This is a genomic window from Plantactinospora sp. CNZ320 (genome assembly GCF_002846275.1).
This window is the reverse complement of sequence record NZ_PJMP01000001.1, coordinates 861,768-883,307: the sequence shown is the minus strand read 5'-3', so window position 1 is coordinate 883,307 and position 21,540 is coordinate 861,768. Positions and strand designations below refer to the sequence as shown.

At 72.4% G+C, this 21,540-nt stretch carries 25 protein-coding genes; 15 read left to right on the top strand and 10 right to left on the bottom strand.

The features are described 5' to 3' along the window. Positions 1-104 precede the first annotated feature (104 nt). The gene (locus CLT71_RS03740) at positions 105-821 is read left to right on the top strand and encodes a serine hydrolase domain-containing protein (RefSeq protein ID WP_486483035.1); all 717 of its coding nucleotides are present in this window, start codon (positions 105-107) and stop codon (positions 819-821) included. Positions 822-963: 142 nt separating this feature from the next. Then, entirely contained in the window at positions 964-1,521 is a 558-nt protein-coding gene (locus tag CLT71_RS03735; RefSeq protein ID WP_101365860.1) for a hypothetical protein, read from the top strand. Between the two features lie 4 nt (positions 1,522-1,525). Here the strand turns inward: CLT71_RS03735 and CLT71_RS03730 are convergent, their stop codons facing one another. Continuing rightward, positions 1,526-1,828 (bottom strand): metal-sensitive transcriptional regulator, encoded by a 303-nt coding sequence (locus tag CLT71_RS03730; protein ID WP_101365859.1) that lies wholly within the window; start codon positions 1,826-1,828, stop codon positions 1,526-1,528. Positions 1,829-1,953: 125 nt separating this feature from the next. On the opposite strand from CLT71_RS03730, the gene CLT71_RS03725 reads away from it, so the two are divergent. The 3 genes from CLT71_RS03725 to CLT71_RS03715 are packed head-to-tail and all read left to right on the top strand — an operon-like array spanning position 1,954 to position 5,498. Beyond that, positions 1,954-2,163 (top strand): heavy-metal-associated domain-containing protein, encoded by a 210-nt coding sequence (locus CLT71_RS03725; protein WP_101365858.1) that lies wholly within the window; start codon positions 1,954-1,956, stop codon positions 2,161-2,163. A gap of 33 nt (positions 2,164-2,196) precedes the next feature. Continuing rightward, a complete protein-coding gene (locus CLT71_RS03720) occupies positions 2,197-3,192 on the top strand; it encodes a hypothetical protein (protein ID WP_101365857.1) in 996 nt (331 codons plus the stop codon). 14 nt (positions 3,193-3,206) lie between these two features. Beyond that, positions 3,207-5,498: a heavy metal translocating P-type ATPase gene (locus tag CLT71_RS03715; protein WP_101365856.1), complete on the top strand. Its 2,292-nt coding sequence runs from the start codon at positions 3,207-3,209 to the stop codon at positions 5,496-5,498. A gap of 27 nt (positions 5,499-5,525) precedes the next feature. Here the strand turns inward: CLT71_RS03715 and CLT71_RS03710 are convergent, their stop codons facing one another. Then, complete coding sequence (locus CLT71_RS03710; RefSeq protein ID WP_101365855.1) at positions 5,526-6,638, bottom strand: geranylgeranyl reductase family protein; 1,113 nt, start codon at positions 6,636-6,638, stop codon at positions 5,526-5,528. A 191-nt stretch (positions 6,639-6,829) separates the two neighbouring features. On the opposite strand from CLT71_RS03710, the gene CLT71_RS03705 reads away from it, so the two are divergent. Further along, positions 6,830-7,066 carry a hypothetical protein gene (locus CLT71_RS03705; RefSeq protein ID WP_101365854.1) on the top strand — a complete coding sequence of 79 codons (237 nt, stop codon included), beginning with the start codon at positions 6,830-6,832 and terminating at the stop codon, positions 7,064-7,066. A 281-nt stretch (positions 7,067-7,347) separates the two neighbouring features. Next, positions 7,348-8,718, top strand: a complete 1,371-nt coding sequence (locus CLT71_RS03700; RefSeq protein WP_101371113.1) for an MFS transporter — start codon at positions 7,348-7,350, stop codon at positions 8,716-8,718. A 91-nt stretch (positions 8,719-8,809) separates the two neighbouring features. On the opposite strand, the gene CLT71_RS03695 is transcribed toward CLT71_RS03700, so the two are convergent. Next, positions 8,810-9,406 (bottom strand): MBL fold metallo-hydrolase, encoded by a 597-nt coding sequence (locus CLT71_RS03695; RefSeq protein WP_101371112.1) that lies wholly within the window; start codon positions 9,404-9,406, stop codon positions 8,810-8,812. Between the two features lie 146 nt (positions 9,407-9,552). On the opposite strand from CLT71_RS03695, the gene CLT71_RS03690 reads away from it, so the two are divergent. The 5 genes from CLT71_RS03690 to CLT71_RS03670 all read left to right on the top strand — a co-directional run bounded on the left by CLT71_RS03690 (position 9,553) and on the right by CLT71_RS03670 (position 12,036). Beyond that, positions 9,553-9,741 carry a hypothetical protein gene (locus CLT71_RS03690; RefSeq protein WP_101365853.1) on the top strand — a complete coding sequence of 63 codons (189 nt, stop codon included), beginning with the start codon at positions 9,553-9,555 and terminating at the stop codon, positions 9,739-9,741. 73 nt (positions 9,742-9,814) lie between these two features. After that, the gene (locus tag CLT71_RS03685; RefSeq protein ID WP_101365852.1) at positions 9,815-10,315 is read left to right on the top strand and encodes an Asp23/Gls24 family envelope stress response protein; all 501 of its coding nucleotides are present in this window, start codon (positions 9,815-9,817) and stop codon (positions 10,313-10,315) included. Then, positions 10,312-10,857 carry a hypothetical protein gene (locus CLT71_RS03680; protein ID WP_101365851.1) on the top strand — a complete coding sequence of 182 codons (546 nt, stop codon included), beginning with the start codon at positions 10,312-10,314 and terminating at the stop codon, positions 10,855-10,857. The genes CLT71_RS03685 and CLT71_RS03680 overlap by 4 nt, the downstream gene beginning before the upstream one ends. Before the next feature lie 2 nt (positions 10,858-10,859). Next, on the top strand, positions 10,860-11,411 hold the full coding sequence (locus CLT71_RS03675; protein WP_101365850.1) for a DUF6286 domain-containing protein: 552 nt from the start codon (positions 10,860-10,862) through the stop codon (positions 11,409-11,411). Positions 11,412-11,433: 22 nt separating this feature from the next. Then, entirely contained in the window at positions 11,434-12,036 is a 603-nt protein-coding gene (locus tag CLT71_RS03670) for a hypothetical protein (protein ID WP_101365849.1), read from the top strand. Between the two features lie 232 nt (positions 12,037-12,268). On the opposite strand, the gene CLT71_RS03665 is transcribed toward CLT71_RS03670, so the two are convergent. Then, positions 12,269-12,742 (bottom strand): MarR family winged helix-turn-helix transcriptional regulator, encoded by a 474-nt coding sequence (locus CLT71_RS03665; protein WP_486483034.1) that lies wholly within the window; start codon positions 12,740-12,742, stop codon positions 12,269-12,271. A gap of 79 nt (positions 12,743-12,821) precedes the next feature. On the opposite strand from CLT71_RS03665, the gene CLT71_RS03660 reads away from it, so the two are divergent. Beyond that, positions 12,822-13,196, top strand: a complete 375-nt coding sequence (locus tag CLT71_RS03660) for a cupin domain-containing protein (protein ID WP_101365848.1) — start codon at positions 12,822-12,824, stop codon at positions 13,194-13,196. A 30-nt stretch (positions 13,197-13,226) separates the two neighbouring features. On the opposite strand, the gene CLT71_RS03655 is transcribed toward CLT71_RS03660, so the two are convergent. The 6 genes from CLT71_RS03655 to CLT71_RS03630 form a co-directional block, all read right to left on the bottom strand. After that, positions 13,227-13,859, bottom strand: coding sequence for a response regulator transcription factor (locus tag CLT71_RS03655; protein ID WP_101365847.1), 633 nt, complete (start codon positions 13,857-13,859; stop codon positions 13,227-13,229). Beyond that, a complete protein-coding gene (locus tag CLT71_RS03650; RefSeq protein ID WP_101365846.1) occupies positions 13,856-15,187 on the bottom strand; it encodes a histidine kinase in 1,332 nt (443 codons plus the stop codon). The genes CLT71_RS03655 and CLT71_RS03650 overlap by 4 nt, the downstream gene beginning before the upstream one ends. A gap of 27 nt (positions 15,188-15,214) precedes the next feature. Continuing rightward, complete coding sequence (locus CLT71_RS03645; RefSeq protein WP_101365845.1) at positions 15,215-16,054, bottom strand: ABC transporter permease; 840 nt, start codon at positions 16,052-16,054, stop codon at positions 15,215-15,217. Then, complete coding sequence (locus CLT71_RS03640) at positions 16,051-17,049, bottom strand: ABC transporter ATP-binding protein (protein ID WP_486483033.1); 999 nt, start codon at positions 17,047-17,049, stop codon at positions 16,051-16,053. The genes CLT71_RS03645 and CLT71_RS03640 overlap by 4 nt, the downstream gene beginning before the upstream one ends. Before the next feature lie 141 nt (positions 17,050-17,190). After that, positions 17,191-17,610: a hypothetical protein gene (locus CLT71_RS03635; RefSeq protein WP_101365844.1), complete on the bottom strand. Its 420-nt coding sequence runs from the start codon at positions 17,608-17,610 to the stop codon at positions 17,191-17,193. Further along, the gene (locus CLT71_RS03630) at positions 17,610-18,698 is read right to left on the bottom strand and encodes a S1 family serine peptidase (RefSeq protein WP_101365843.1); all 1,089 of its coding nucleotides are present in this window, start codon (positions 18,696-18,698) and stop codon (positions 17,610-17,612) included. Before CLT71_RS03630 ends, CLT71_RS03635 begins: the two co-directional genes overlap by 1 nt. Before the next feature lie 364 nt (positions 18,699-19,062). Between CLT71_RS03630 and CLT71_RS03625 the strand changes: the two genes are divergently transcribed. Together CLT71_RS03625 and CLT71_RS03620 are read left to right on the top strand one after the other, a co-directional pair. Further along, a complete protein-coding gene (locus CLT71_RS03625) occupies positions 19,063-20,622 on the top strand; it encodes a M20/M25/M40 family metallo-hydrolase (protein ID WP_486483032.1) in 1,560 nt (519 codons plus the stop codon). A 203-nt stretch (positions 20,623-20,825) separates the two neighbouring features. Continuing rightward, entirely contained in the window at positions 20,826-21,494 is a 669-nt protein-coding gene (locus CLT71_RS03620; RefSeq protein WP_101365841.1) for a YceI family protein, read from the top strand. Positions 21,495-21,540: the final 46 nt, after the last annotated feature.

Sequence of the window (21,540 nt, the reverse complement as noted above, 5' to 3'; positions counted from 1 at the left end):
CACCGCAGCAGATCGTGCGAGCAGTGTCGCTCCGGCCGGGAGGTGCCCGGTGAGACGGCATCGCACTTGGTGACGGACTGGTTCCCGAGCCTGCCGCACCGCTGTTGCGACACTTCCCGCAGTACCCCGACCTGGCGGCCGATCCGGCCCGGGCCCGGCTCACCGTCGAGCACGCGCTGACGATGTCGCTCGGGTTGGAATGGCGGGAGGAGCTGCCGTACGACAGCCCGGCCAATGCCGAGATCGCCATGGAGTTGGCGCCGGACCGGTACCGGTACGTGTTGGAGCGGCCGATCGTCGACCCGCCCGGCACCCGCTGGCAGTACTGCGGAGGCGCCAGCGCGTTGCTCGGCGGGCTCATCACCGCCGGGACCGGCCAGCCGCTGGCGGAGTACGGCCGCAGTGCCCTGTTCACCCCGCTGGGAATCGACAACGTGGAGTGGATGAGCGGCGCCGACGGGGTGGCCTCGGCCGCGTCCGGTCTCCGGCTCACGCCGCGCGCACTGGCCAGGATCGGCGAACTGGTGCTCGCCGGAGGCTCGTGGCAGGGCCGCCAGCTCGTCCCCGCCGGATGGATCGACGAGATACTCCGGCCCCGCCTGGAAACCACCTGGAACGCCCGGTACGGATACCACTGGTACGTCGACACTGTCGCTGGCCACCGGGTGGTCTCCGGCGCCGGCAACGGCGGCCAGCGCCTGTTCGTGGTACCGGAACTGGATCTGGTGGTGGCGGTGACCGCCGGCAACTACAACAGCCCGGAGCAGTGGCGCACTCCGGTGGCGCTGCTGGAGCGGGTCGTCCTGCCGGCGCTGACCTGACGGCACGGCGCCGGGGCGGGGACGGCGCCACCGGTCCTGTAGATCAGGGGAGACGGCGCCACCGGTGCTGTAGATCAGGTAGGCGCCGCACCGCGACGACCACTGCGGCCGTACGGTCACCTCGACGCGGTACGGTCGCACGGTGGACCAGGCCGAGGAGGGCGCCCGGATCGGCGCCGCGCTTACCGGTTGGCTGGGTCGGCTGGCGTTCACCGACCAGACGAGTGACGAGGTCACCGTGCTGCTGATCGACTCGGTGGCGGCGTGGGCGATGGCGCAGGGCTGGCGGGTGTACCGGCGGGCCGCCAGCGTGATGCCGCTGCCGCCGCCGTACGAGCACCGGCAGTCCATAGTGGACATCGGATGCGCACGGCCGGACGGCGCACCGGTCGTGGTCGAGGTCGACCACTCCGACCGGCAGCGTTCGGTCGACAAGCTCAGGCTGGAGGCACAGGCCGGCCGGATCGCCGTCTGGCTCCGCTGGGGCGATCGCAGGTTCGAACCGCCACCGGCCCCGATCGCGATGGTGCCGTTCCGGGTCACCTCCCGGCCGGGCCGGGAGGGGTCCGGGCGGCGGTACTCGAGGTTGCCGGCGACCGACCGGCCGCCGCCGGCCCACCTGGGCGGGAACGTGCGACTCGGCAACCAGGTCGATCTCTTCCCGACCCCCGAGGGTCAGGCCGACCCGGCCCGGGACTGACCGGTCAGCCGCGCTTCATCAGCCGCCCGACCGCGGCCATCATCTCGGTGGCCATCTCGTCGGCCCGGCCCTCGGCGGCCCCCTCGTGCATGCAGTGCCGGGCGTGCCCGTCCAGCAGCCCGAGGGCGACCTTGTCCAGGGCGGCCTGGATGGCGGAGATCTGGGTCAGCACGTCGATGCAGTAGCGGTCGTCCTCGACCATCCGCTCGATCCCGCGCACCTGCCCCTCGACTCGACGCAGCCGCGCGAGCAACTGGTCCTTGCTGGCGGTGTAACCGCGCGTCGGGGTTTCGGCGGGTGTCGTCATGCCACAAGCATAGCTAACCCCCCAGGGGTATGCTACGGTCCTGGAGTACGGATACCCCCGAGGGGTAATCTGCGCGTCGCATACCCCCCTAGGGTATAGGGTGGGCTGGGAAGGGAGAACCGTAAATGATCACCCAGAGCTACCAGGTCAAGGGCATGACCTGCGGACACTGCGCCAACGCGGTGAGCACCGAGGTCGGCGCGATCCCCGGCGTGACCGAGGTGAGCGTCGACGTGCCCGCCGGCGCGGTCACCGTCACCAGCGACAGCCCGGTGGACACCGAGCGGCTCCGCGCCGCCGTCGACGAGGCCGGTTACGAACTCGTCACCTCCTGACCGCGCTCCAGCCAGCAGAAACCAGGTAACCCGATGAACACCGCGACGAAGTTGGGCGCCTTCGCGCTCGGGCTCGCCACAGTGTTCGGCGCAGCGTACGGGGCGGGCCAGCTCACCGGCCCCGTACGCACCGCCGACTCCACCGACTCCACCGGTTCGGCCCACTCGACCGGACACGGCACCGATGCCGGGACGACCGGCGCGCCCCGGCTGCCCGGTGGACTGCTCGTCTCCGACCGGGGCTACACGCTCACCGGCGTACCGGCCCCGGCAGATGAATTCGCGTTCCGGATCACCGGGCCGGACGGGGAGCCGGTGACCGGCTACGACGTGGCGCACGACAAGCGGATGCACCTGATCGTCGCCCGCCGGGACCTCTCCGGCTTCCGGCACGTGCACCCGGAGATGTCGGCCGACGGCACCTGGCGGGTCGCCTCACCGCTGAGCGGTCCCGGCAGCTGGCGGGCGTTCGCCGACTTCAAGCCCAGCGGCGCGGAGGCGCTCACGCTCGGGCTCGACGTCGCGGTCCCCGGCGACTTCCAGCCCCGCCCGCTGCCGGCACCGGCGCCGACCGCCGAGGTCGACGGATATCAGGTACGCCTCGACGGCGCCCTGACGCCGGGACAGACGAGTCAACTGACCCTGACCGTCAGCCGCGACGGGCGACCCGTCACCGACCTGGAGCCCTACCTCGGCGCGTACGGCCACCTGGTCGCGCTCCGCCAGGGTGATCTGGCCTACCTGCACGTGCACCCGGACGGCGAGCCGGGCGACGGGCGGACAGCCGCCGGTCCCGGGATCACCTTCTACGCCGACGTCCCATCGGCCGGCACCTACCGGCTGTACCTCGACTTCCAGCACGGCGGCACCGTCCGTACCGCCGAGTTCACCCTCTCCGCCGGCACGCCGGCCGAGCCGTCGCCGACCGGCACCCCGGGCAGCGACGCGACACCCGGGCGGCCCACCCCGACGCCCACCGCCGGAGCGGACGGGTCCGGGCACGGCGAGCCCGGACACGGACACAACTAGCCCAGGAGGCAGCAATGGCACCGGCCGCCGGACGACCACCGATGGCGCCCAACCGGATCGAACTGAAGATCGGCGGGATGACCTGCGCCTCCTGCGCCAACCGGATCGAGAAGAAGCTCAACCGGCTGGACGGGGTGAACGCCACCGTCAACTACGCCACCGAGAAGGCGACAGTCACCTTCGACGACAGCCGTACCCCGGACGAGCTCATCGCCACGGTGGAGAAGACCGGCTACACCGCCGCGCTGCCACCGCCACCCCGGTCGGCCGAGGAGTCCGGGCCGGAGCCGGGAGCGCCAGTCGACGAGCTGCGGACGCTGCGTACCCGGCTGCTGGTGTCGCTGGTGCTTACCGTACCGGTGATCGTCCTGGCGATGGTGCCAGCCTGGCAGTTCGACTACTGGCAGTGGCTCTCGCTGACCCTCGCCGCCCCGGTCGTCGCGTACGGCGGACTGCCGTTCCACCGGGCCGCCTGGATCAACCTGCGGCACGGGGCAGCCACGATGGACACCCTGATCTCGCTCGGTACGCTCGCCGCGTTCGGCTGGTCGGTCTGGGCGCTCTTCCTCGGCACCGCCGGTACGCCCGGGATGACCCACCCGTTCAGCCTCGCCATCGGACCGAGCGACGGCGCCGGCAACATCTACCTGGAGACGGCGGCCGGGGTCACCCTCTTCATCCTCGCCGGCCGCTACTTCGAGGTCCGGTCGAAGCGCCGGGCCGGCGCCGCGCTGCGGGCGTTGCTCCAACTCGGCGCCAAGGAGGTGACGGTGCGCCGCGACGGGGTCGAGACCCGGATCGCTGTCGACCGGCTCGCCGTCGGTGACCGCTTCGTGGTCCGTCCCGGCGAGAAGATCGCCACCGACGGCGTGGTGGAGGACGGCTCCTCCGCGGTCGACGCCAGCATGCTCACCGGGGAGTCGGTACCGGTCGAGGTCGGCCCCGGCGACCAGGTGGTCGGGGCGACCGTCAACGCCGGTGGCCGGCTCGTCGTCCGGGCGACCCGGGTCGGGTCGGAGACCCAGCTCGCCCAGATGGCGACCCTGGTCGAGCGGGCCCAGGCCGGCAAGGCCCAGGTGCAGCGCCTGGCGGACCGGATCTCCGGAGTCTTCGTACCCGTCGTGATCGCCCTCGCCGCCGCCACCCTCGGCTTCTGGCTCGGTTCCGGGGACGGCGTCACCGCTGCCTTCACCGCCGCCGTCGCGGTGCTGATCATCGCCTGCCCCTGCGCCCTCGGGCTCGCCACGCCGACGGCGCTGCTGGTCGGCACCGGCCGGGGCGCCCAGCTCGGCATCCTGATCAAGGGACCGGAGATGCTGGAGTCGACCCGTCGGGTGCAGACGGTGGTGCTGGACAAGACCGGCACCGTCACCACCGGCCGGATGACGCTCACCGAGATCCTCCCGGTGGACGGCCAGGACCCGGACGAACTGCTGCGGCTGGCCGGTGCGCTGGAGAACGCCTCCGAGCACCCGATCGCCCGCGCGGTCGCCACGGCCGCCGCCGAGCGGACCGGGCCGCATCCCGAGGTCGACGGGTTCGCCAACGTCGAGGGGCTCGGCGTGACAGGTACCGTCGACGGCCGTGTGGTCACGGTGGGCCGGGCCCGGCTGCTCGCCGAGCGCGGTCTCGACCTGCCCGGAACGCTCGGCGCGGCGGTCGAGCAGGCCGAGGCCGCCGGCCGGACCGTGGTGCTGGCCGGCTGGGACGGCCGGGTCCGGGGAGCGTTGGTGGTCTCGGACGCGATCAAGCCGACCAGCCGCGAGGCGGTCGCCGGACTGCGCCGGCTCGGCCTCACCCCGGTGCTGCTCACCGGGGACAACACCGCGGTCGCCCGGTCGGTCGCCGCCGAGGTCGGCATCGACGAGGTGATCGCCGAGGTGCTGCCGGCCGAGAAGCTCGACGTGGTCAGGCGGCTCCAGGACGAGGGCCGGGTGGTGGCGATGGTCGGCGACGGGGTCAACGACGCCGCCGCGCTCGCCCAGGCGGACCTGGGGCTGGCCATGGGCACGGGTACGGACGTGGCGATCGAGGCCGCCGACCTGACCCTGGTACGCGGTGACCTGACCGCCGCCGTCGACGCGATCCGGCTCTCCCGGGCCACGCTACGGGTGATCCGGGGCAACCTGTTCTGGGCGTTCGCCTACAACGTCGCCGCGCTGCCGCTGGCCGCGATCGGGATGCTCAACCCGATGATCGCGGGTGCGGCGATGGCCTTCTCCTCGGTCTTCGTCGTCGGCAACTCGCTGCGGCTGCGCCGCTTCACGCCGTACCGGCCCGACCGGGCGGTCGCCGCCGCCGGATAGTCGCCCGTCGGGGCGTCGCCGGGGCGGTCAACCGAGCAGGGCCAGTGCCGCGCGTACCCGGCGACGCTCCAGGGCGTGGTCGAAACTGGTCTCGCCCCGGCAGAAGTCGGTGAACATCCGCCAGCCGGGCGGGGTGGCGAGGACGGTGTGGAAGATCCCCGGGTGCCGGGAGAACGCGGCCAGGATCCGGTGCCCGGCCCGCATCGGCGGGACGAGCTGGTCGTGCACCGCCCGGACGTACCCGTCGAGATCGCCACCGGCCGCGGCGGTGCCGGCGAGCGCGCCGGAACGCAGCGCGAAGCTGATCCCCTCCCGGGTCCACGGCTCCAGCAGCCCGGCCGCGTCCCCGGCGACCAGCACCCGACCGTGCCGCAGCGGGGAGTCGTCGGCGCGACACCGGGTCAGGTGTCCCGAGTCGTGCACCGGCTCCAGGCCGGACAGGCCCAGCCGCTCGACGAACCGCCGCAGGTAACCCCGGGTCCGCTCCCCCTCGCCCCGGGCCGCGATCACCCCGACCGTCAACCGGTCGCCCTTGGGGAAGACCCAGGCGTACGACCCGGGCAGCGGTCCCCAGTCCAGCAGCAGCCGGCCACGCCAGCGCTGCTGTAGCGGGGCGGGGACGGGAATCTCCAGCTCCAGCCCGAGGTCTACCTGCGCGTACGTCACCCCCACCTGACGCGCGGTCACTCCGGCCGAGCCGTCGGCGCCGACCGCCACCCGGGCGTGCAACTCGGTGCCGTCGGCGAGCCGGACGCGTACGCCGTCGGGGTGCTGCTCGACCCCGCGCACCGCGACCCGTTGCCGGATCTCGGCGCCCGCGTCGACGGCGGCGGCCCGCAGCCGGTCGTCGAACTCCTCGCGCCGCACCATCGTGAGCAGTTGTCCCGGCCGGTGCCGGCGGGTGAACTCCCGCCGCCCGTCGGCGGTGAACGTCACCCGGTCCACCCGGTCGTCCGCCGGGACCTCGATCCGGGCGGCGGCGATCGCCAACGAGGTGCCGAGCAGGCCGCCGCCGCAGGTCTTGTAGCGCGGATGTTCGGCCCTCTCCAGCACCACCGTCCGGGCTCCGGCCCGCGCGGCGGCGAGCGCGGCAGAGAGTCCGGCCGGTCCGGCCCCGATCACGGCGACGTCCCAGGTCACGGGTAGCAGCCTAGGCGACCGGTCGGGCGGTGCCCGGAACGGGACGCCGTGATCGTGGACGCCGGCTCGCACGGTTGGTGCGGGTCGGCGATCGGCGACGGATCGGGTGTCCCGTGCATCAACGTCGCCGAGATGGGTAATCGCGGCCTCGCGAACTGCCCGCGCAGTGTGGCGCGGGCGAGGAGGTCACCATGCAACAGCTACATCTCACCGAGATCGAACAGCGGGTGTACCAGGCGGTCACCACGCTGGAGGCCCGGGGACAGGTACCGTTCCCAGAGGCCATCGCCGAGGAGGTCGGCCTGCCGCCGGAGCAGCTGACGGCGCCGCTGCACGTGCTCGGCGAGAAGAACCTGCTGCACCGCGAGGACTCCCCGATGGAGGGTCTGGACTTCGGTCCGCGTTGGTGCTCCCAGCAGCTCGCCTGAGCCACGGCGGCCGCACGTCGCTGACCAGGCGTTCGGAGTGATTTGCGGTAGTCTGTGCCCGGCGGTCACCGTTCGGGATCCGCCACTCGGAGCCGGCACAGTCAGCGAGGCCCGATTTGAGCGCGGCACAGAGGACTCCCCCGGGTCGGACCGGGCGGCCCACAGCGGGCGGCCCGGACGGAGCGGCCGAACCCGAACCAGACCCGCTGGCCGGGCTGGACGAGCGGACCGCCACCCGGCGGCGCAGGCAGATCCTGACCGTCGGGCTGGTCGCCGCGTTCATGACACTGCTCGACGTCAGCATCGTGAACGTCGCGATCCCGTCGATCGACCGGGCGATCCGCGCCAACCCGAGCGATCTGCAGTGGATCCTCTCCGGCTACGCGCTGACCTTCGGCCTGCTGCTGGTACCCGCCGGCCGGTTCGGTGACGTCCGGGGCCGACGCAACGTCTTCATCCTCGGTCTCGCGCTCTTCACCGTGACCAGCGCGGCTGCCGGGCTGGCCGAATCGCCGGCCTGGCTGATCGGCGCCCGACTGCTCCAGGGCGCGGCAGCCGGACTGGTGAACCCGCAGGTGATCGGGCTGATCCAGCAGCTCTACCGGGGTGCGGCCCGAGGCCGTCCATTCGGGATGCTCGGCGCCACCATCGGCATCTCCACCGCCGTGGGCCCGCTGCTCGGCGGCGCCCTGATCGCACTCGGTGGTGAACACCTCGGCTGGCGGTTGGTCTTCTTCGTCAACGTGCCGGTCGGCATCGCCACGATCCTCTTCGCCTGGCGACTGCTGCCGACCGGTCCCGGGCGGCGGACCAGCCGCCGGGGTCTCGACCCGGTCGGCGTACTGCTGCTCGGCCTCGGTGTCGTCCTGATCCTGCTGCCGCTCGTGCAACGGCAGCAGTGGCACGGGCCGCTCAAGTGGCTGCTGATCCCCGGTGGCCTGCTGGTGCTGCTCGGCTTCGTCGGCTGGGAACTGCGCTACCGTCGCCGCCGGGAGCCACTGTTCGACCTGGCCCTGTTCCGGCTCCGGTCGTACTCGCTCGGCACCCTGATCGGGCTGCTCTACTTCGGCGGCTTCGTCGCGGTCTTCTTCCTCTTCACCCTCTACCTGCAGAGCGGGCTGCGGTACACCGCCCTGGAGGCCGGCCTGGCGATCACGCCGTTCGCGCTCGGCTCGGCCGTCACCGCGGGGCTCGGTGGCCGGATCGTCAACCGCTTCGGCCGGCCACTGGTCGCGGCCGGCCTCGCCACCGTCGCGATCGGGCTCGGTGGCGTGATCCTGGCCCTGCACTTCGTGCCGGGGCGCGGCGCACCGCTGGCGACCGCCCTCCCGCTGCTCGTCGCGGGGCTCGGCAGCGGGCTGGTGATCACCCCCAACCAGAACCTCACGCTCTCCGAGGTGCCGGTCGGCCAGGCCGGCAGCGCCGCCGGGATGTTGCAGACCGGCCAGCGGATCGGCGCCGCCGCAGGCATCGCCGGAGTTGGCGCGATCTTCTTCAGCACCCTGTCCGCCACGCACGACGGCTGGTCACGCGCCTTCCGGGACGCGCTGCTGGCCACCATCGGCTTCGTACTGATCGCGCTGGTGGCGGCGATCGTGGACAGTTGGACCGAGCGTCCCGGTACCCCGGCCGGTCCCGGCCGCACCGGTTGAGGGTCATACCCAGCACAGGCGCGGGTGTCGTCGGCCGGGCACCGGCGTGAGTGGTTCGGCCGGCCGGGGGCGGAGGACCGGCCCGGGTGGGTCAGGCCGTCTCGCCCGGAGTGAGCCAGCGGTAGCAGCCCCCGGTCTCCTCGCCGAGCCACCCGTGCACGCTCTGCAGTCCCCGGTCGTTGACCTGCGCGTCGTGGATGCCGTACGCCCGCTCGGGTGCGACGTCCCGGACGAAGTCGATCGCCTCGGCGGTCTTCAGCCACGATCCCTGCACCGGCACGAGCAGCGTCTCCACCGGCACCTCCGGCCGGTGCACCGAGTCGCCGGGATGGTAGACCCGCTCCTCGACCAGGTACCCGAGGTTCGGGCAGTCCGGCTTCCCGCCGTAGATGGTGGCGTGCCGGCCGCCGAAGGCGCGTACCCGCAGGCCGGCGGCGGTGAACTCCTCCCCGGCCGTGACCGGGTGCACGTCGAGGTTGGGGATGTTCGCCCCGGCCGGCGCGTAGACGGGAACGCCGAGACCGGTCAGTCGCAGCACGTCGATGTGGTCGGTGTGCTCGTGCGTGACCAGGACCGCGTCGGCACCGCGCAACGCGGCCGGCTCGCTCCAGGTGCCGGGGTCGATGACGAGGACGGCACCGTCGTGTTCGAGCCGTACGCAGGCGTGGGTGTACTTGGTGAGCTGCACCCGGGACACGGTACCGGCGCTCCGGACGAGCATGATCACAGCTGATAGTGACGCAGATCACATATCTCGTCTGGTCAGCGGGGTTCGACCTCTGCGCCAAATGTGTAAGCCACTGCGCACCTGCCGCACCAGCCGGGGAGGAACCCATGTCACGCCAACAGTTCGGTTTCGTCGCCGGTTTCCTCGTCGCGGCGGTGTGGGCGATCGCCGGTTTCGGAGCGGCCGCGGGTGCCGTGCTCGCCGGCCTGATCGGCTGGCTCGCCGTACGGGTGATCGACGGGGACCTCAACGTCGCCGGACTGGCCGACCGGGCGTCCGCCGCTCGCCGCCGCTGAGCGGGTGCCGGCCACCCGCACCGGACATTCCGAGCACCGAGCACCGACCATCGGCAGGAGATGGGGACAGGCGATGGCTGACAGCAGTACCGCCACCAGGAACGACAACCGGAAGCAGGCCGCCGCGCCGGGGCCGGTGCCAACCCCGGACGGCAGCGGCCCGCCCCGGGCCGAGTTGAGCACCGAGACCGGCAAGACCCGCATCGCGGAAGGCGTGGTAGCCAAGATCGCGGGTTTCGCGGCACGGGAGATTCCGGGCGTGCACTCGATGGGTGCCGGTCTGGCCCGGCGGGTCGGACAGCTCCGCGGACTCGTCCCGGGCGGCAGCGAGACCATCCGGCAGGGCGTCTCGGTCGAGGTCGGCGAGCGGGAGGCGGCGATCGATCTGGACATCGTCACCTTCTACGGCCAGAGCATCGTCGACGTCTCCGAGGCGGTACGCCGCAACGTCGTCGACCGGGTGCAGGCGATGACCGGTCTGCGGGTCGTCGAGGTGAACATCAACGTCGACGACGTCTTCGTCGAGGGCGACCAGGACGGCGACGGCGAAGACCGCCAGCAGCGGGCGCGATGACCAGCCGAGCGGCCCCCGACGCGGCTACCGACGCGGCTACCGACGCCGCCACCCCGGCCACGGGCACGGGCACCCGGACCACGGGCACCCAGACCACGGGCACCCAGACCACGGGCATCCCGACCCGGGCCACCGACCGGGGCAGCTCGGGAAGCCAGGCCACGAGGGCCGACCCAGCCGCTGGCAAGGGCCCAGCGGGTGTCGCCGGCCCAGCCGGTGTCAACGAACTGGCGGCTGTCGCCGATCTCGGCGCGCTCGCCGGGAGGGTCCGGGATGCCGTACTGGCCGTCCCCGGGGTGTCCGGACTGACCCCCGGTACCGGCGTGGAGGTGTCCACGCTCTTTCCCGGCGGCAAGATCGTCGGCATCCGGCTCGGGAACCCGGTCGAGGTGCACGTCACGGTCGGCCCGGTCCCGATCACCCCGGTAGCCACGCAGATCCGGGCGGCGGTGCGCGGCGTACTCGCCGACCTCGGGCAACCGCCCTCGGTGGAGGTGGTGGTCGACGACATCGACCTGCCGGTCGCGGTGGACGGGAGCTGAGGATGCGTCTGGTCAACCGGCTCGCCACGCTACTGCTCGGCTGCGCACTGCTGGGCGGTGGACTGCTGTTGATCATCGAGGTCGTCGCGGTGGCCCTGGACCGTGGCTCCGTGGTGGTCGACCGGGCGGGCTGGTACCGGACCCTGACCGGTGCCCGATTGGCGGATCCCTGGGTACGGACCGGGATCATCGCCGCCGGTGTGGTCGGGCTGCTGATCCTGTGGGGACAACTGGTCCGCTGGAAGCCCGACCGGCTGCCCGCCCGGATCGCCGACGGTTGGCATCTGCACCGCCGGTCGGTGGAGCGGCAACTGGCGACGGCCGCGAACTCGGTACCCGGAGTCGAGTCGGCGCGTGCCCGGGTCCGCCGGGAGGGCACCGGCTGGCGGACCAGGATCCGGGCGTCCGGCGACACCTCGGTCCGGCTGGCGGTGGAGTTCACGGTCCGGCACGAACTGGAGCAGCTGGGGGCCTCCGCAAAGGACCATGTCGACGTGCAGATGGTCCCGTCGGGCAGCCACCCCCGCACCGACGTGGCCCGGGTGGAGGGCTGATGCGGCGAGGCGGGGAGCCGGCATGACGAACAGCGCCATCCGGGTGCTCTGGACGGTGGTCGGCCTGGTGCTCACCGTCATCGGCGTGGTGGGGCTGATCGCCAGCCTCGGCCACCTGGCCGGTGTCGACAACGAGGCGCCGCTGCTCTGGTCGGGACTGCTGCGCACCTGGCGCGGCATCGACCCGTGGGGCCTGGTGATCCTCGGCGTACTCGGGCTGCTCCTCGCCTGGCTCGGATACAGGCTGCTCGGCCGGGTACTCCGGGCCCGTCGCTACCCGGTGCTCGGCGACCTGGACCTGCGGTCCGTCACCGGCCAGACCGCCGCCGCCGGCACGGCGCTGCCCGGCGCCACCCGCGTCCGGGGCGCCCGGCTGGCCCGTGGCCTGGAACGCGACCTCGCCCGGGATCCGCAGGTGCGCCGGGCCTCGGTCACGCTGGCCGGCACGGCACCCCGGCCGGAACTCTGGATCGAGTTGCAGCTCAACTCCCGGGCCGGGCTGACCGCCGTCCGGGACCACGTGGTGGCGGCGGTCGAGCGGTTCCGGGACACCTCCGGGCTGGCCCCGCGCCGGCTTGAGGTGACCGCCCGGATCGACGCCGCCGCTCCCGTCCGGGTGCACTGAGCCGGCCCGGCCGCCCGCAAGGGGCTGGTCGACACCGCTCGGGCTCGGGTCGATCGCAGCTGCGGAGGGCACGGCCCGGCCCGGCGGCGACGGCCGCGACGGCCGGGCGCCGGCCATCACCAGAGCAGGCGCAGCGGCGGTCGGGCGCCGGCCATCACCAGAGCAGGCGCAGCGGCGGTCGGGCGCCGGCCATCACCAGAGCAGGCGCAGTGGCGGTCGGGCGCCGGCCATATCACCAGAGCGGGCGCAGCGGCGGTGGCTTGTCGCCGGCCAGGTGCCGCACCAGCCGGCTCAGCTCGGTACGCAGCGCGGCGAGGCCGTCGGCGCCGATCCCGGCGGCCAGCTCGGCCTCCAGGCTGTGCAGCACCCGGCCGGCGACCGCGAGGTGTTCGGTTGCCCGGTCCGTCAGCACGATCAGTCGCCGCCGCCCGCCGCTCGGATGCGGCTCGCGTCGCAGGTAACCGCGCCGTTCGAGTTCGTCGACGATCTGCCCGGCGGCCTGCTTGGTCACGCCGAGCCGCTCCGCCAGCTCGGTGCCTGTGGCACCACCGCCGCGCAACGCCTGGAACGCCAGTCCGTGCACCGGGCGCAGCTCCGGGTAGCCCGCCTCGGCCAGCCGCCGGACGAACTCGGCGAGCACCAGTTGGAAGCCCATCCCGAGCAGGAAGGTCAGCTCGGTACGGGCCAGAGGGTCGTCTGTGGTCACGTCCCATCTTGACACGGCTGAGTCAAGCAGCTTTACTCAATGCCTCGAGTAAAGCTGCTTGACCTATGAAGGAGACGACATGATCGTGGTGACCGAGAGCGAGAGCCGGACGACCCGTACGCCCGGTGGAACCGTGTCCGGACTCGCCGCACCCAGCCAGGGCAGCGGTGAGCTGGCCACCTGGCGGGTCCGGATGGTGCCGGACGCCGCCGGACCCGTGCATGCGATCGACCGGGAACAGGTCTGGATGCCGCTGGCCGGGTCGTTCGCCGTCACCGTCGACGGTCAGACCCGGGTGGTCGGCGCCGGTCAGGCGGCGATCCTGCCCGCCGGGGTGACCCGGCAGATCCGGGCCGGCGCCGAGCCCGCCGAGGCCCTGGTCTGCATGCCGATCGGCGGCACCGCCACCGTCCCGGACGACGCCGAGCCCCGCGAGCTGCCCTGGGCCCGCTGAGCGGTAGGAGGTGCCGCGCCCGGGACAGGTTCAGAGCCAGCCGTACCTACGGGCGATCGCCACCGCCTCGTGCCGGTTGGCGGCACCGACCTTGCCGGCCGCCGACGAGAGGTAGTTGCGCACCGTCCCCGGCGAGAGCGAGATGCGCTGGGCGATCTCCTCGATCGGCGCGCCGTCCGCCGCCAACTCCAGTACGTCGGCCTCGCGGGGCGTGAACGGGCTGTCCCCGGCACTGATCGCCTCGGCGGCCAACTGCGGATCGACGTACCGGCCGCCGCCGTGCACACTGCGGACCACGTCGGCGAGCACCTCGGCGGAGACCGTCTTCGGCAGGAAACCCCGTACCCCGACCGAGAGCGCGCGTTTCAGGTGACCGGGCCGGCCGTGGCTGGTGACGATCATCGTCCGGCAGCCCGGCACCTCGGCCCGGATCGCCTGGGCGACCGCGATGCCGTCCAACTCCGGCATCTGCAGGTCGAGCATGGCCACGTCGGGTCGCAGCGCCCTGGCCAGTGACAGCGCCTCGGTGCCCGTCGCGGCCTGCCCGATCACCACCAGGTCGTCGTGCAACCCGAGCAGCGCGGTCAGCGCGCCGCGGATCAGGTGCTCGTCCTCGGCGAGCAGGATCCGGATCGGCTCCGGCGACTCCGCCCGACCCGTCACGAGTGGTTCCGCTGCGTCGGTGCAACGCCGGACACCGGACCCGACGGCGCATCGCCTGGCGGCGCAGAGTCCAAGGATGCGGCTGCGGCTGCGGTCAGCGGCAGTTGCGCGGTCAGGCGGAACCGCTCCGGGCCGGGCCGGCTGGCGGTCAGCCGACCACCGAGCGGCGCCAGCCGTTCGGAGAGCCCGAGCAGGCCGTTGCCGAAGACCGGCGGGCCACCCGGACGTACCCCGTCGTTCTCCATGACCAGTGTCACCAGGACAGGGTCCGGATCAGCCTCCGATCGGTCCACATCGGCTTCCAACCGTCCCCGGCGCAGCGAGACGGTGCAGGTCACCGCCTCGCTGTGCCGCAACACGTTCGTGGTGGCCTCCCGGACCACCCAACCGAGTGCGCTCTGCGCCTGCAGGCTCAGGTCACGCCCCTCCCCCAGCACCCGGCACCGCACCCCCGCCGAACCGAGCACCGCACGGGCGCCGGCCAGCTCCGCGTCCAGGTCGGCGGCGCGGTAGCCCCGGACGACCTCGCGTACCTCGGTCAGCGAGTCCTGTGCGATCCGGCGTACCTCCAACATCTCCTCCACCGCCCGGGGCCGGTCCCGCTTCGCCAACTGCGCGGCCAGTTCGCTCTTCAGCGCCACCACCGACAGGTTCCGGCCGAGTACGTCGTGCAGGTCCCGGGCGAACCGCAGCCGTTCCTCGGCGACGGCCAGCCGCACCTGGTTGCCCCGGGAGCGTTCCAGTTCCCAGAGCACCCCCAGCATCCAGAGCGAACACCGGAAGGCGGCGAGCAGTACGACGAAGCCGAAGAAGAGCATCCAGACCGACATGCCCAGTACAGCTGCTGACGCCCCGTCGAGCAGTCCGAGCAGCAGTACCAGGCCGGCCAACCCGACGGCGCCGCAGAAGGCGTACCGGGGTGTGGTCACGGTGCAGAGCGCGCCGAGGAAGTACCAGGAGACCAGTACCGTCACCGGCAACGTCCATCCGGCGGAGTCGGCCTGCTGCCGGGTCAACGCATTGGTGATCTCGATGACGACGATGGTGACCAGGGTCAGGCATCCGGTCGCCACGACCAGTCGGATGGGGCGCTCCCGGCGGCCGAGGAAGTGCTCGATCCCGGCCCGTGCGGCGAGCAGGCAGAGCACCATGTGTGTGGTGCCGAGCCCGATCACCACCACCCGGCCGGCCGTCGGCCACGCCTCGCCGGTCGCGTCGAAGAGCACGAACGGCTCGGTCGCCAACACCAGGTAGAGCGTGGCCCGGGTGACCAGGTCGAACCGCTCGGGCTGGCCGCGCCCGGTCCACCAGCCGGTCAGCTCACGCATCCCGGGACCTCCCTGTCGCGCGTTCGACTAGTGTCGGGTGTCCCAGCGGAACCAGCGCCTGGTCGCCGAGACACCCGCGGCCAGCCACACCAGTATGATCAGCGCCGGTCGCACCGCCTCGGCCAGTACGCCGACGAAGTCGCGCGGCGCGTCGACGCCGGTGGTGCCGACCCAGCCGAGCCGGGCCAGTTCGAGCACCGGAGTCAGCGGCAACATCTGGAACGCCGCGGCGACCCCGTCCGGCAGCGAGTCCACCGGGCCGGTGAACCCGGAACCGATCATCGACAGGACCAGCAGCGGCAGCGTGGTGATCTGTGCGGTCTCCACAGTCCTGGTGAGGCCCGACGACGCGGCGGCGAGCAGCACGAAGACGGCACAGCCGGCCAGCACGGCGACGAGCAGCAGCGGCAGGTTGACCGGTACCGGCAGGCCGAAGAAGATCGTCGCCGCGACGACGGTGAGCAGCACCTGGGTCAGGGCCAGCACCAGGGCCGGCACCGCCGCGCCGATCAGGATCTCGGCGTCGCTCACCACCCCGGTCCGCAGCCGCTTGAGCACCCGCTCCTCGCGCCGTGCCACATAGGTGGTCACCAGGTTGTAGTAGACGACGTAGAGCAGGACGAAGCCGAACATGGTGGTGGCGAGCAGCGCCCCGGTGGTGACATGCCCGGCACCGTCGATGAAGGTCGAGAAGAGCGCCACCGTGGCCAGCGGCAGCAGCAGCGCCGTGGTCGCGGCGGTCTTGTTGCGCAGCAGCAGGATCATCTCGGCCCGGCCGAGCGCGCCGATCCGGCGCAGGCTCACCGGCCCGAGCCCGAGCCGCCGGAGCCGGTTGCCACCGCCGGTCGCCTGTGTCGATGCCGTCATCGGACCTCCTCCTCGACCGAGTCCTCGGAGTGCGCCACCGCCAGGAACGCCTCCTCCAGGGAGGCCGACCGGGCGTCCAGCCCGGTCAGTTCGAGGCCGCGCCCGTTGGCCCAGCCCAGCAGCGCGGTGAGCGCGGGTTGCAGCGCGTCGGTGTAGAGGGTCAGCCGGCCGGGGGTCGCGGCCGGCGCACCGGCCGGCGGCGGTTGTGCGCCGGGCAGCGCCGGCAGCTCCGCCCGGTCGAGCCCGTCCGGCAGCACGAAGCTGATCCGGGCCGGATGCGCGGCCACCACCTCGGCGACGGTACCGGCGGTGACGATCCGTCCCCGGTGCATGATGGCAAGCCGGTCGGCCAGCTCCGCCGCCTCGGCGAGGTAGTGCGTGGTGAGCAGCACGGTGAGGCCGTCGACGAGCAGCGCCCGGACCAACTGCCAGGTGTTGTGCCGGCTCTCCGGGTCCAGCCCGGTGGTCGGCTCGTCGAGGAAGAGCACGTCCGGCCGGCCGAGGATCGCCATGGCGAGGTCGAGCCGGCGTCGCTCACCGCCGGAGAGGGCCTTGACCTGGGTACGCGCCCGGTGGCGCAGGTCCACCAGCTCCAGTACCCGGTCGACCGGTTGCGGGTCGGGCAGCGTACCGGCCCACATCCGGGCGGTCTCCGCGACTGTCAGGTCGGCGGGGAAGCCACCCTCCTGGAGCATCACGCCGGTTCGGGGCCGTACCGCCGCCCGGTCCCGGTAGGGGTCCCGCCCGAAGACCCGGACCGTGCCGCCGCTGGGCCGATCCAGCCCCTCGACCAGTTCCAGCGTGGAGGTCTTGCCCGCCCCGTTGGTGCCGAGCAATGCGAACAGTTCGCCCTGGCCGACCGAGAAGGAGACCCCGCGTACCGCCTCGAAGCCGGCGCTGCCGCCGTACCGTCGCCGTAGGTCGTCGACCTGGACGACCGTCTCCCGGTCGACCGACACCGCCCGCGGGTCGGTGGCCGTCATCGTCTCTTTCATGCCTCGATTGTTCGGCCCGTAGCCGGCCGGCGGCAGTGCCACCACTCACCGGTTCCCGTGCGGCACACCCGGTCGGGCCCGTGACAAATGTCAACCGGCTCCCGCCGGCCACCACCGACCGGGCGGCTCGGGTCGCCGGGGTCAGGGGGCCGGGACCACCGCGACCGGTCGCGGTGGTCGGGTGGAGAGGTCCACGACCCGTGCGGTACCGACCGGCGCGTCGAGCGGTACGGCGGTGCTCTCCACCCGCGCCGAGTTCGGCACCGCCTCGGCCGGCCCCGCTGCCCGCTCCCGTACCCAGACCAGCAGGCCCAACTGGTCGCCGTCGCGACGCTGCTCGACCCGGTCGATGCCGTCGGCCAGCGCCGACATGCCGACCCGGATCCGCAGTTCGCGGTCGGCGGGGCCGGGGCTGCGTTCGAGGGTGAGGCTCAGCGCCGGAACCACCCGGGGCGAGGCGGCGGTGCCATCGCCCGGCTCCGCACCCGCACACGCCGCCGGAGTCGCCGCCACGGTCGAGAAGACGACCATGGCGGCAACCCGGCGGCGTACGGAGCGCATCAGCTCAGGTTACGCACCGCTGCGTAGAGATTCGACACACCGTCACCGAAGTACGGCCCGTAGATCTGGGTCAGGTCGTTGCCGACGTGGTAGCTGTTGACGCTTATCGTGTAGCCCGAGTCGCCGTTGAAGTCGGCCAGCCAGGCACCGCCACTGCCACCGCCCTGGATGGTGCAGGCCAGCTTCAGGTCCCCGAAGAGGACGTACCGGCGCGACGTCGGGCCGTCGCAGGTGATCAGGTCCTCGCCGTCGAACGGTGAGTTCAGCGGGAACCCGAAGTGCCACACCGACGGGGTGGTCGGCCCGTTGATCCGGATGCCCTGGCTTCCCGTGACGTCGGCGAGCCGGCGCCCGGCGTTCAGGTGCATCACCGCGACCCCGACGTCGTACGCCCGGTCACCGTTGTTGATCCAGCCGTTGAGCGACCAGAGTTCCCGGGCGGTCCAGGTGCCGAGCGGCCGGTCGCCGTAGTAGTAGTCCGGGATGAAGGTCCAGTTGGTGTTCTGCCAGGCACCGCCGGAGCCCTCGTGCACGCAGTGCCCGGCGGTGAAGACGGTGTTACGGGCCTCGGTGCTGACGACCACGCCCGAGCAGTGCCAGAGCCCGCCGTTGTGCTGGTAGAGCACCTTGCCGTTGGTCAGCGACACGAAGTCGTGCCGCCACGGCCACGAGGTACCGGTCGGGCCCGCCAGCACCGACGCGTCGCCACGGGCGGCCTTGGTCGAGCCGGCTCCGGACTGCCCGTCGAGGCCGGTCGCGGCGGCACGCGGCGGCAGCCCGGCCACGACGGTCTCACCGAGTACGGAACTCTGCGCGGTCCTGCGGAGTTCGGCCAGTGAGACGCCGTTGTCGGCCGGCCTGGCCGCGGCGATGCGCTCCTTGGTCCAGAACCGGGCGAGCGCGGTCTCCGGAGTGCTGCCCAGCGCGGCGGCCTCCGGGCTGAGTCGGACCGAGGTGGAGCTGACCCCGGCGGGATCCGCCGCCGGTGCGGCCGAGGCGCCCGCCGTCGTCGACGCAGACGACAGGACGGTGGCGGCCAGGATGACGATCGTCGCGGTGGTGGTCCGAAGAGATGGTCGTAGTCGCATGGATGTCCCATCTGATGCGAGGCAAATCAGGACCGGCTCTCGAGTGCCGCACCGAAGGTATCGAGGGACATTCATATGTTTCTGTCACCTGGACGGCAGTGTCGGAAAACTCGCCGGCCGTCCGGGAGCGCCGACGTGGCGGTGGACCGGTCCGGCGGCCACGGTGGGGCGCCCCATTTCGGGGCAGGCGGGGAATCGAACACTCCGCTGTTGCCGCCGCGCCGCCGGGTCGCCACGCTGCTCATCGCGGATGAAAGTCGTCGATGTGCTGCCGACCTTACCGGGGCGGCGACACGACGTCCGCGCCCCGCGCCCGCCGATCGGCGGCGTCGGGGTGAAACCAGATCCTGACCAGGGAGGACATGTGAACCGTCGTCTGCTGCACTGCCTCACCGGCGCCGTACTGGCCGCCGTCGGCGTGGTCGTCGTACCCGCCGGGGCCGGACCGGCCGGGGCCGGAGCGCCCGGCCCGACCGCCGAATCCGTTCGCCCGCTCGCCGCGCCGGACATCTCGCTGACCAACGTGAAGGCACACCTGGCCCAGTTGCAGTCGATCGCCACGGCCAACGGCGGCAACCGGGCGCACGGCCGCCCCGGCTATCTCGCCTCGGTCAACCACGTCAGGGCGCAACTCGACGCGGTCGGCTACCGCACCACCGTGCAGTCGTTCAGCTACAACGGCGCCACCGGCTACAACCTGCTGGCGGACTGGCCGGGCGGCGATCCCGAGGACGTGCTGATGACCGGGGCGCACCTGGACAGCGTGGCCGCCGGCCCGGGCATCAACGACAACGGTTCCGGCTCCGCCGCCATCCTGGAGGTGGCACTGGCGGTCGCCCGGACCGGGCTGGCTCCGCAGCAGCACCTGCGGTTCGCCTGGTGGGGTGCGGAGGAGTTGGGACTGCGCGGCTCGCAGTACTACGTGAACAACCTGCCGGCCGCCGAGCGGGCGCGGATCGGCGGATACCTGAACTTCGACATGATCGGCTCACCGAACGCCGGGTACTTCGTCTACGACGGCGACAACTCCGACGGCGTCGGCTCCGGCCCGGGTCCCGCCGGATCGGCCCGGATCGAGCAGACGATCCAGGCGTACTTCAGCTCGATCGGGGTGCCGACCCGGGGTACCGACTTCGACGGCCGCAGCGACTACGGGCCGTTCATCCGGGTGGGGATCCCGGCCGGCGGCACCTTCACCGGCGCCGAGGGCGTCAAGTCGAGCAGCCAGGCCGCGCTCTGGGGCGGCACGGCCGGAGCCGCGTTCGACCCGTGCTATCACCGCGCCTGTGACACCACGAGCAACATCAACGACACCGCGCTCGACCGGAACGCCGACGCGATCGCGCACGCGGTGTGGACGCTGGCCGGTACGCCGGCACCACCTGGCAGCACGGTCTACGCCGACACCTTCGAGACGGCGACCGGCTGGACCGTCGATCCCGCCGGTACCGACACGGCGACCGCCGGCCAGTGGGTCCGGGCGGATCCGGCGGCCACCAGTTCGGGGGTGGCGACCCAGCTCGGCACGACCGTCAGCGGCAGCTTCGACCTGGTGACCGGACCGCTCGCCGGCAGCAGCGCCGGAGACCACGACGTGGACGGCGGGGTGACGAGCGTCCAGTCACCGCCGATCAGCCTGCCGACCGGCGGCACGCTGACGCTGGACTTCTCGTGGTATCTGGCACACCTGAGCAACGCGAGCAGCGCCGATCACCTGCGGGTGCGGATCGTCGGCAACAGCACCGGCACCGTGCTCGACGTCGCGGGTGCCGCCGCCAACCGGGCCGCCGCCTGGCAGGCCGCGAGCGTGAACATCTCGGCCTTCGCCGGGCAGACCGTCCGGATCGTGGTCGAGGCGGCCGACGCCGGTGGCGCCAGCCTGGTCGAGGCGGCCGTGGACGACGTACGGATCGTGCAGAGCTGACCGCCTCGATCCTCCGGAGCTGACCGGGCGGCTCAGGACACCTCCGTTCACGACACCTCCGTTTCATCATCACTGAAGGTGACGATCGTCACGGACGCCGCCCAGGTCAGGAAAGTCTCACCGGCCATCTGACTACTCTGTGGCATCGGCGAGCGGGATGATCACCGCTCCGCGCAGCAGTCGTCCGGGGGGAAAGCAGCAGCATGACCGGTTCCGCCACACGCTCCTGGCAGGGCATGACGATTCCGGCGCCCGGCACCTATCTCCTCGACCCCGCGCACAAGCGGGTCGGCTTCCTCGCCCGGCACATGATGGTGAGCCCGGTACGCGGCGAGTTCGGCGAGGCGACCGCACAGATCATCGTCGACGCGGACCCGTTGGCGTCCTCGGTGACCGCGACGATCGCGGCGGCCAGCATCGGCACCGGCAACCCCGACCGGGACGCCCACCTGAGCAGCCCCGACTTCCTCGACGTGGCGCAGTATCCGACGCTCGAATACCGCAGTACCGGAATCAGATGGCGGCCGGACCGGAACGACTCGATCTTCTACTGGGCCCGGTTGCGCAGCCAGCGTCCGGGGCGACGGGGCGGGCTCGCCGTACCGGAGCAGGTGGAGAAGGCGTCGGCCCGGTTCGTACTCACCGGCGAGTTGACCGTCAAGGGGATCACCCGCCCCGTCGACCTGCAGGTGGAGTTCGGTGGCACCCGGCGCGACCCGTACGGCCAGGAGATCTTCGGGTTCAGCGCCTCCGCCGAGATCGAACGCGAGGACTACGGACTGGTCTGGAACGTCGCCCTGGAGAGCGGCGGGGTGCTGGTCGGGAAGAGTGTGCGGATCGAGATAGCCGGCGAGGCGATCCGGCAGCCCTGACCCGGCCCGCCTCCGCTCGCACCGCGCCTTCGCTCGCACCGGTTAC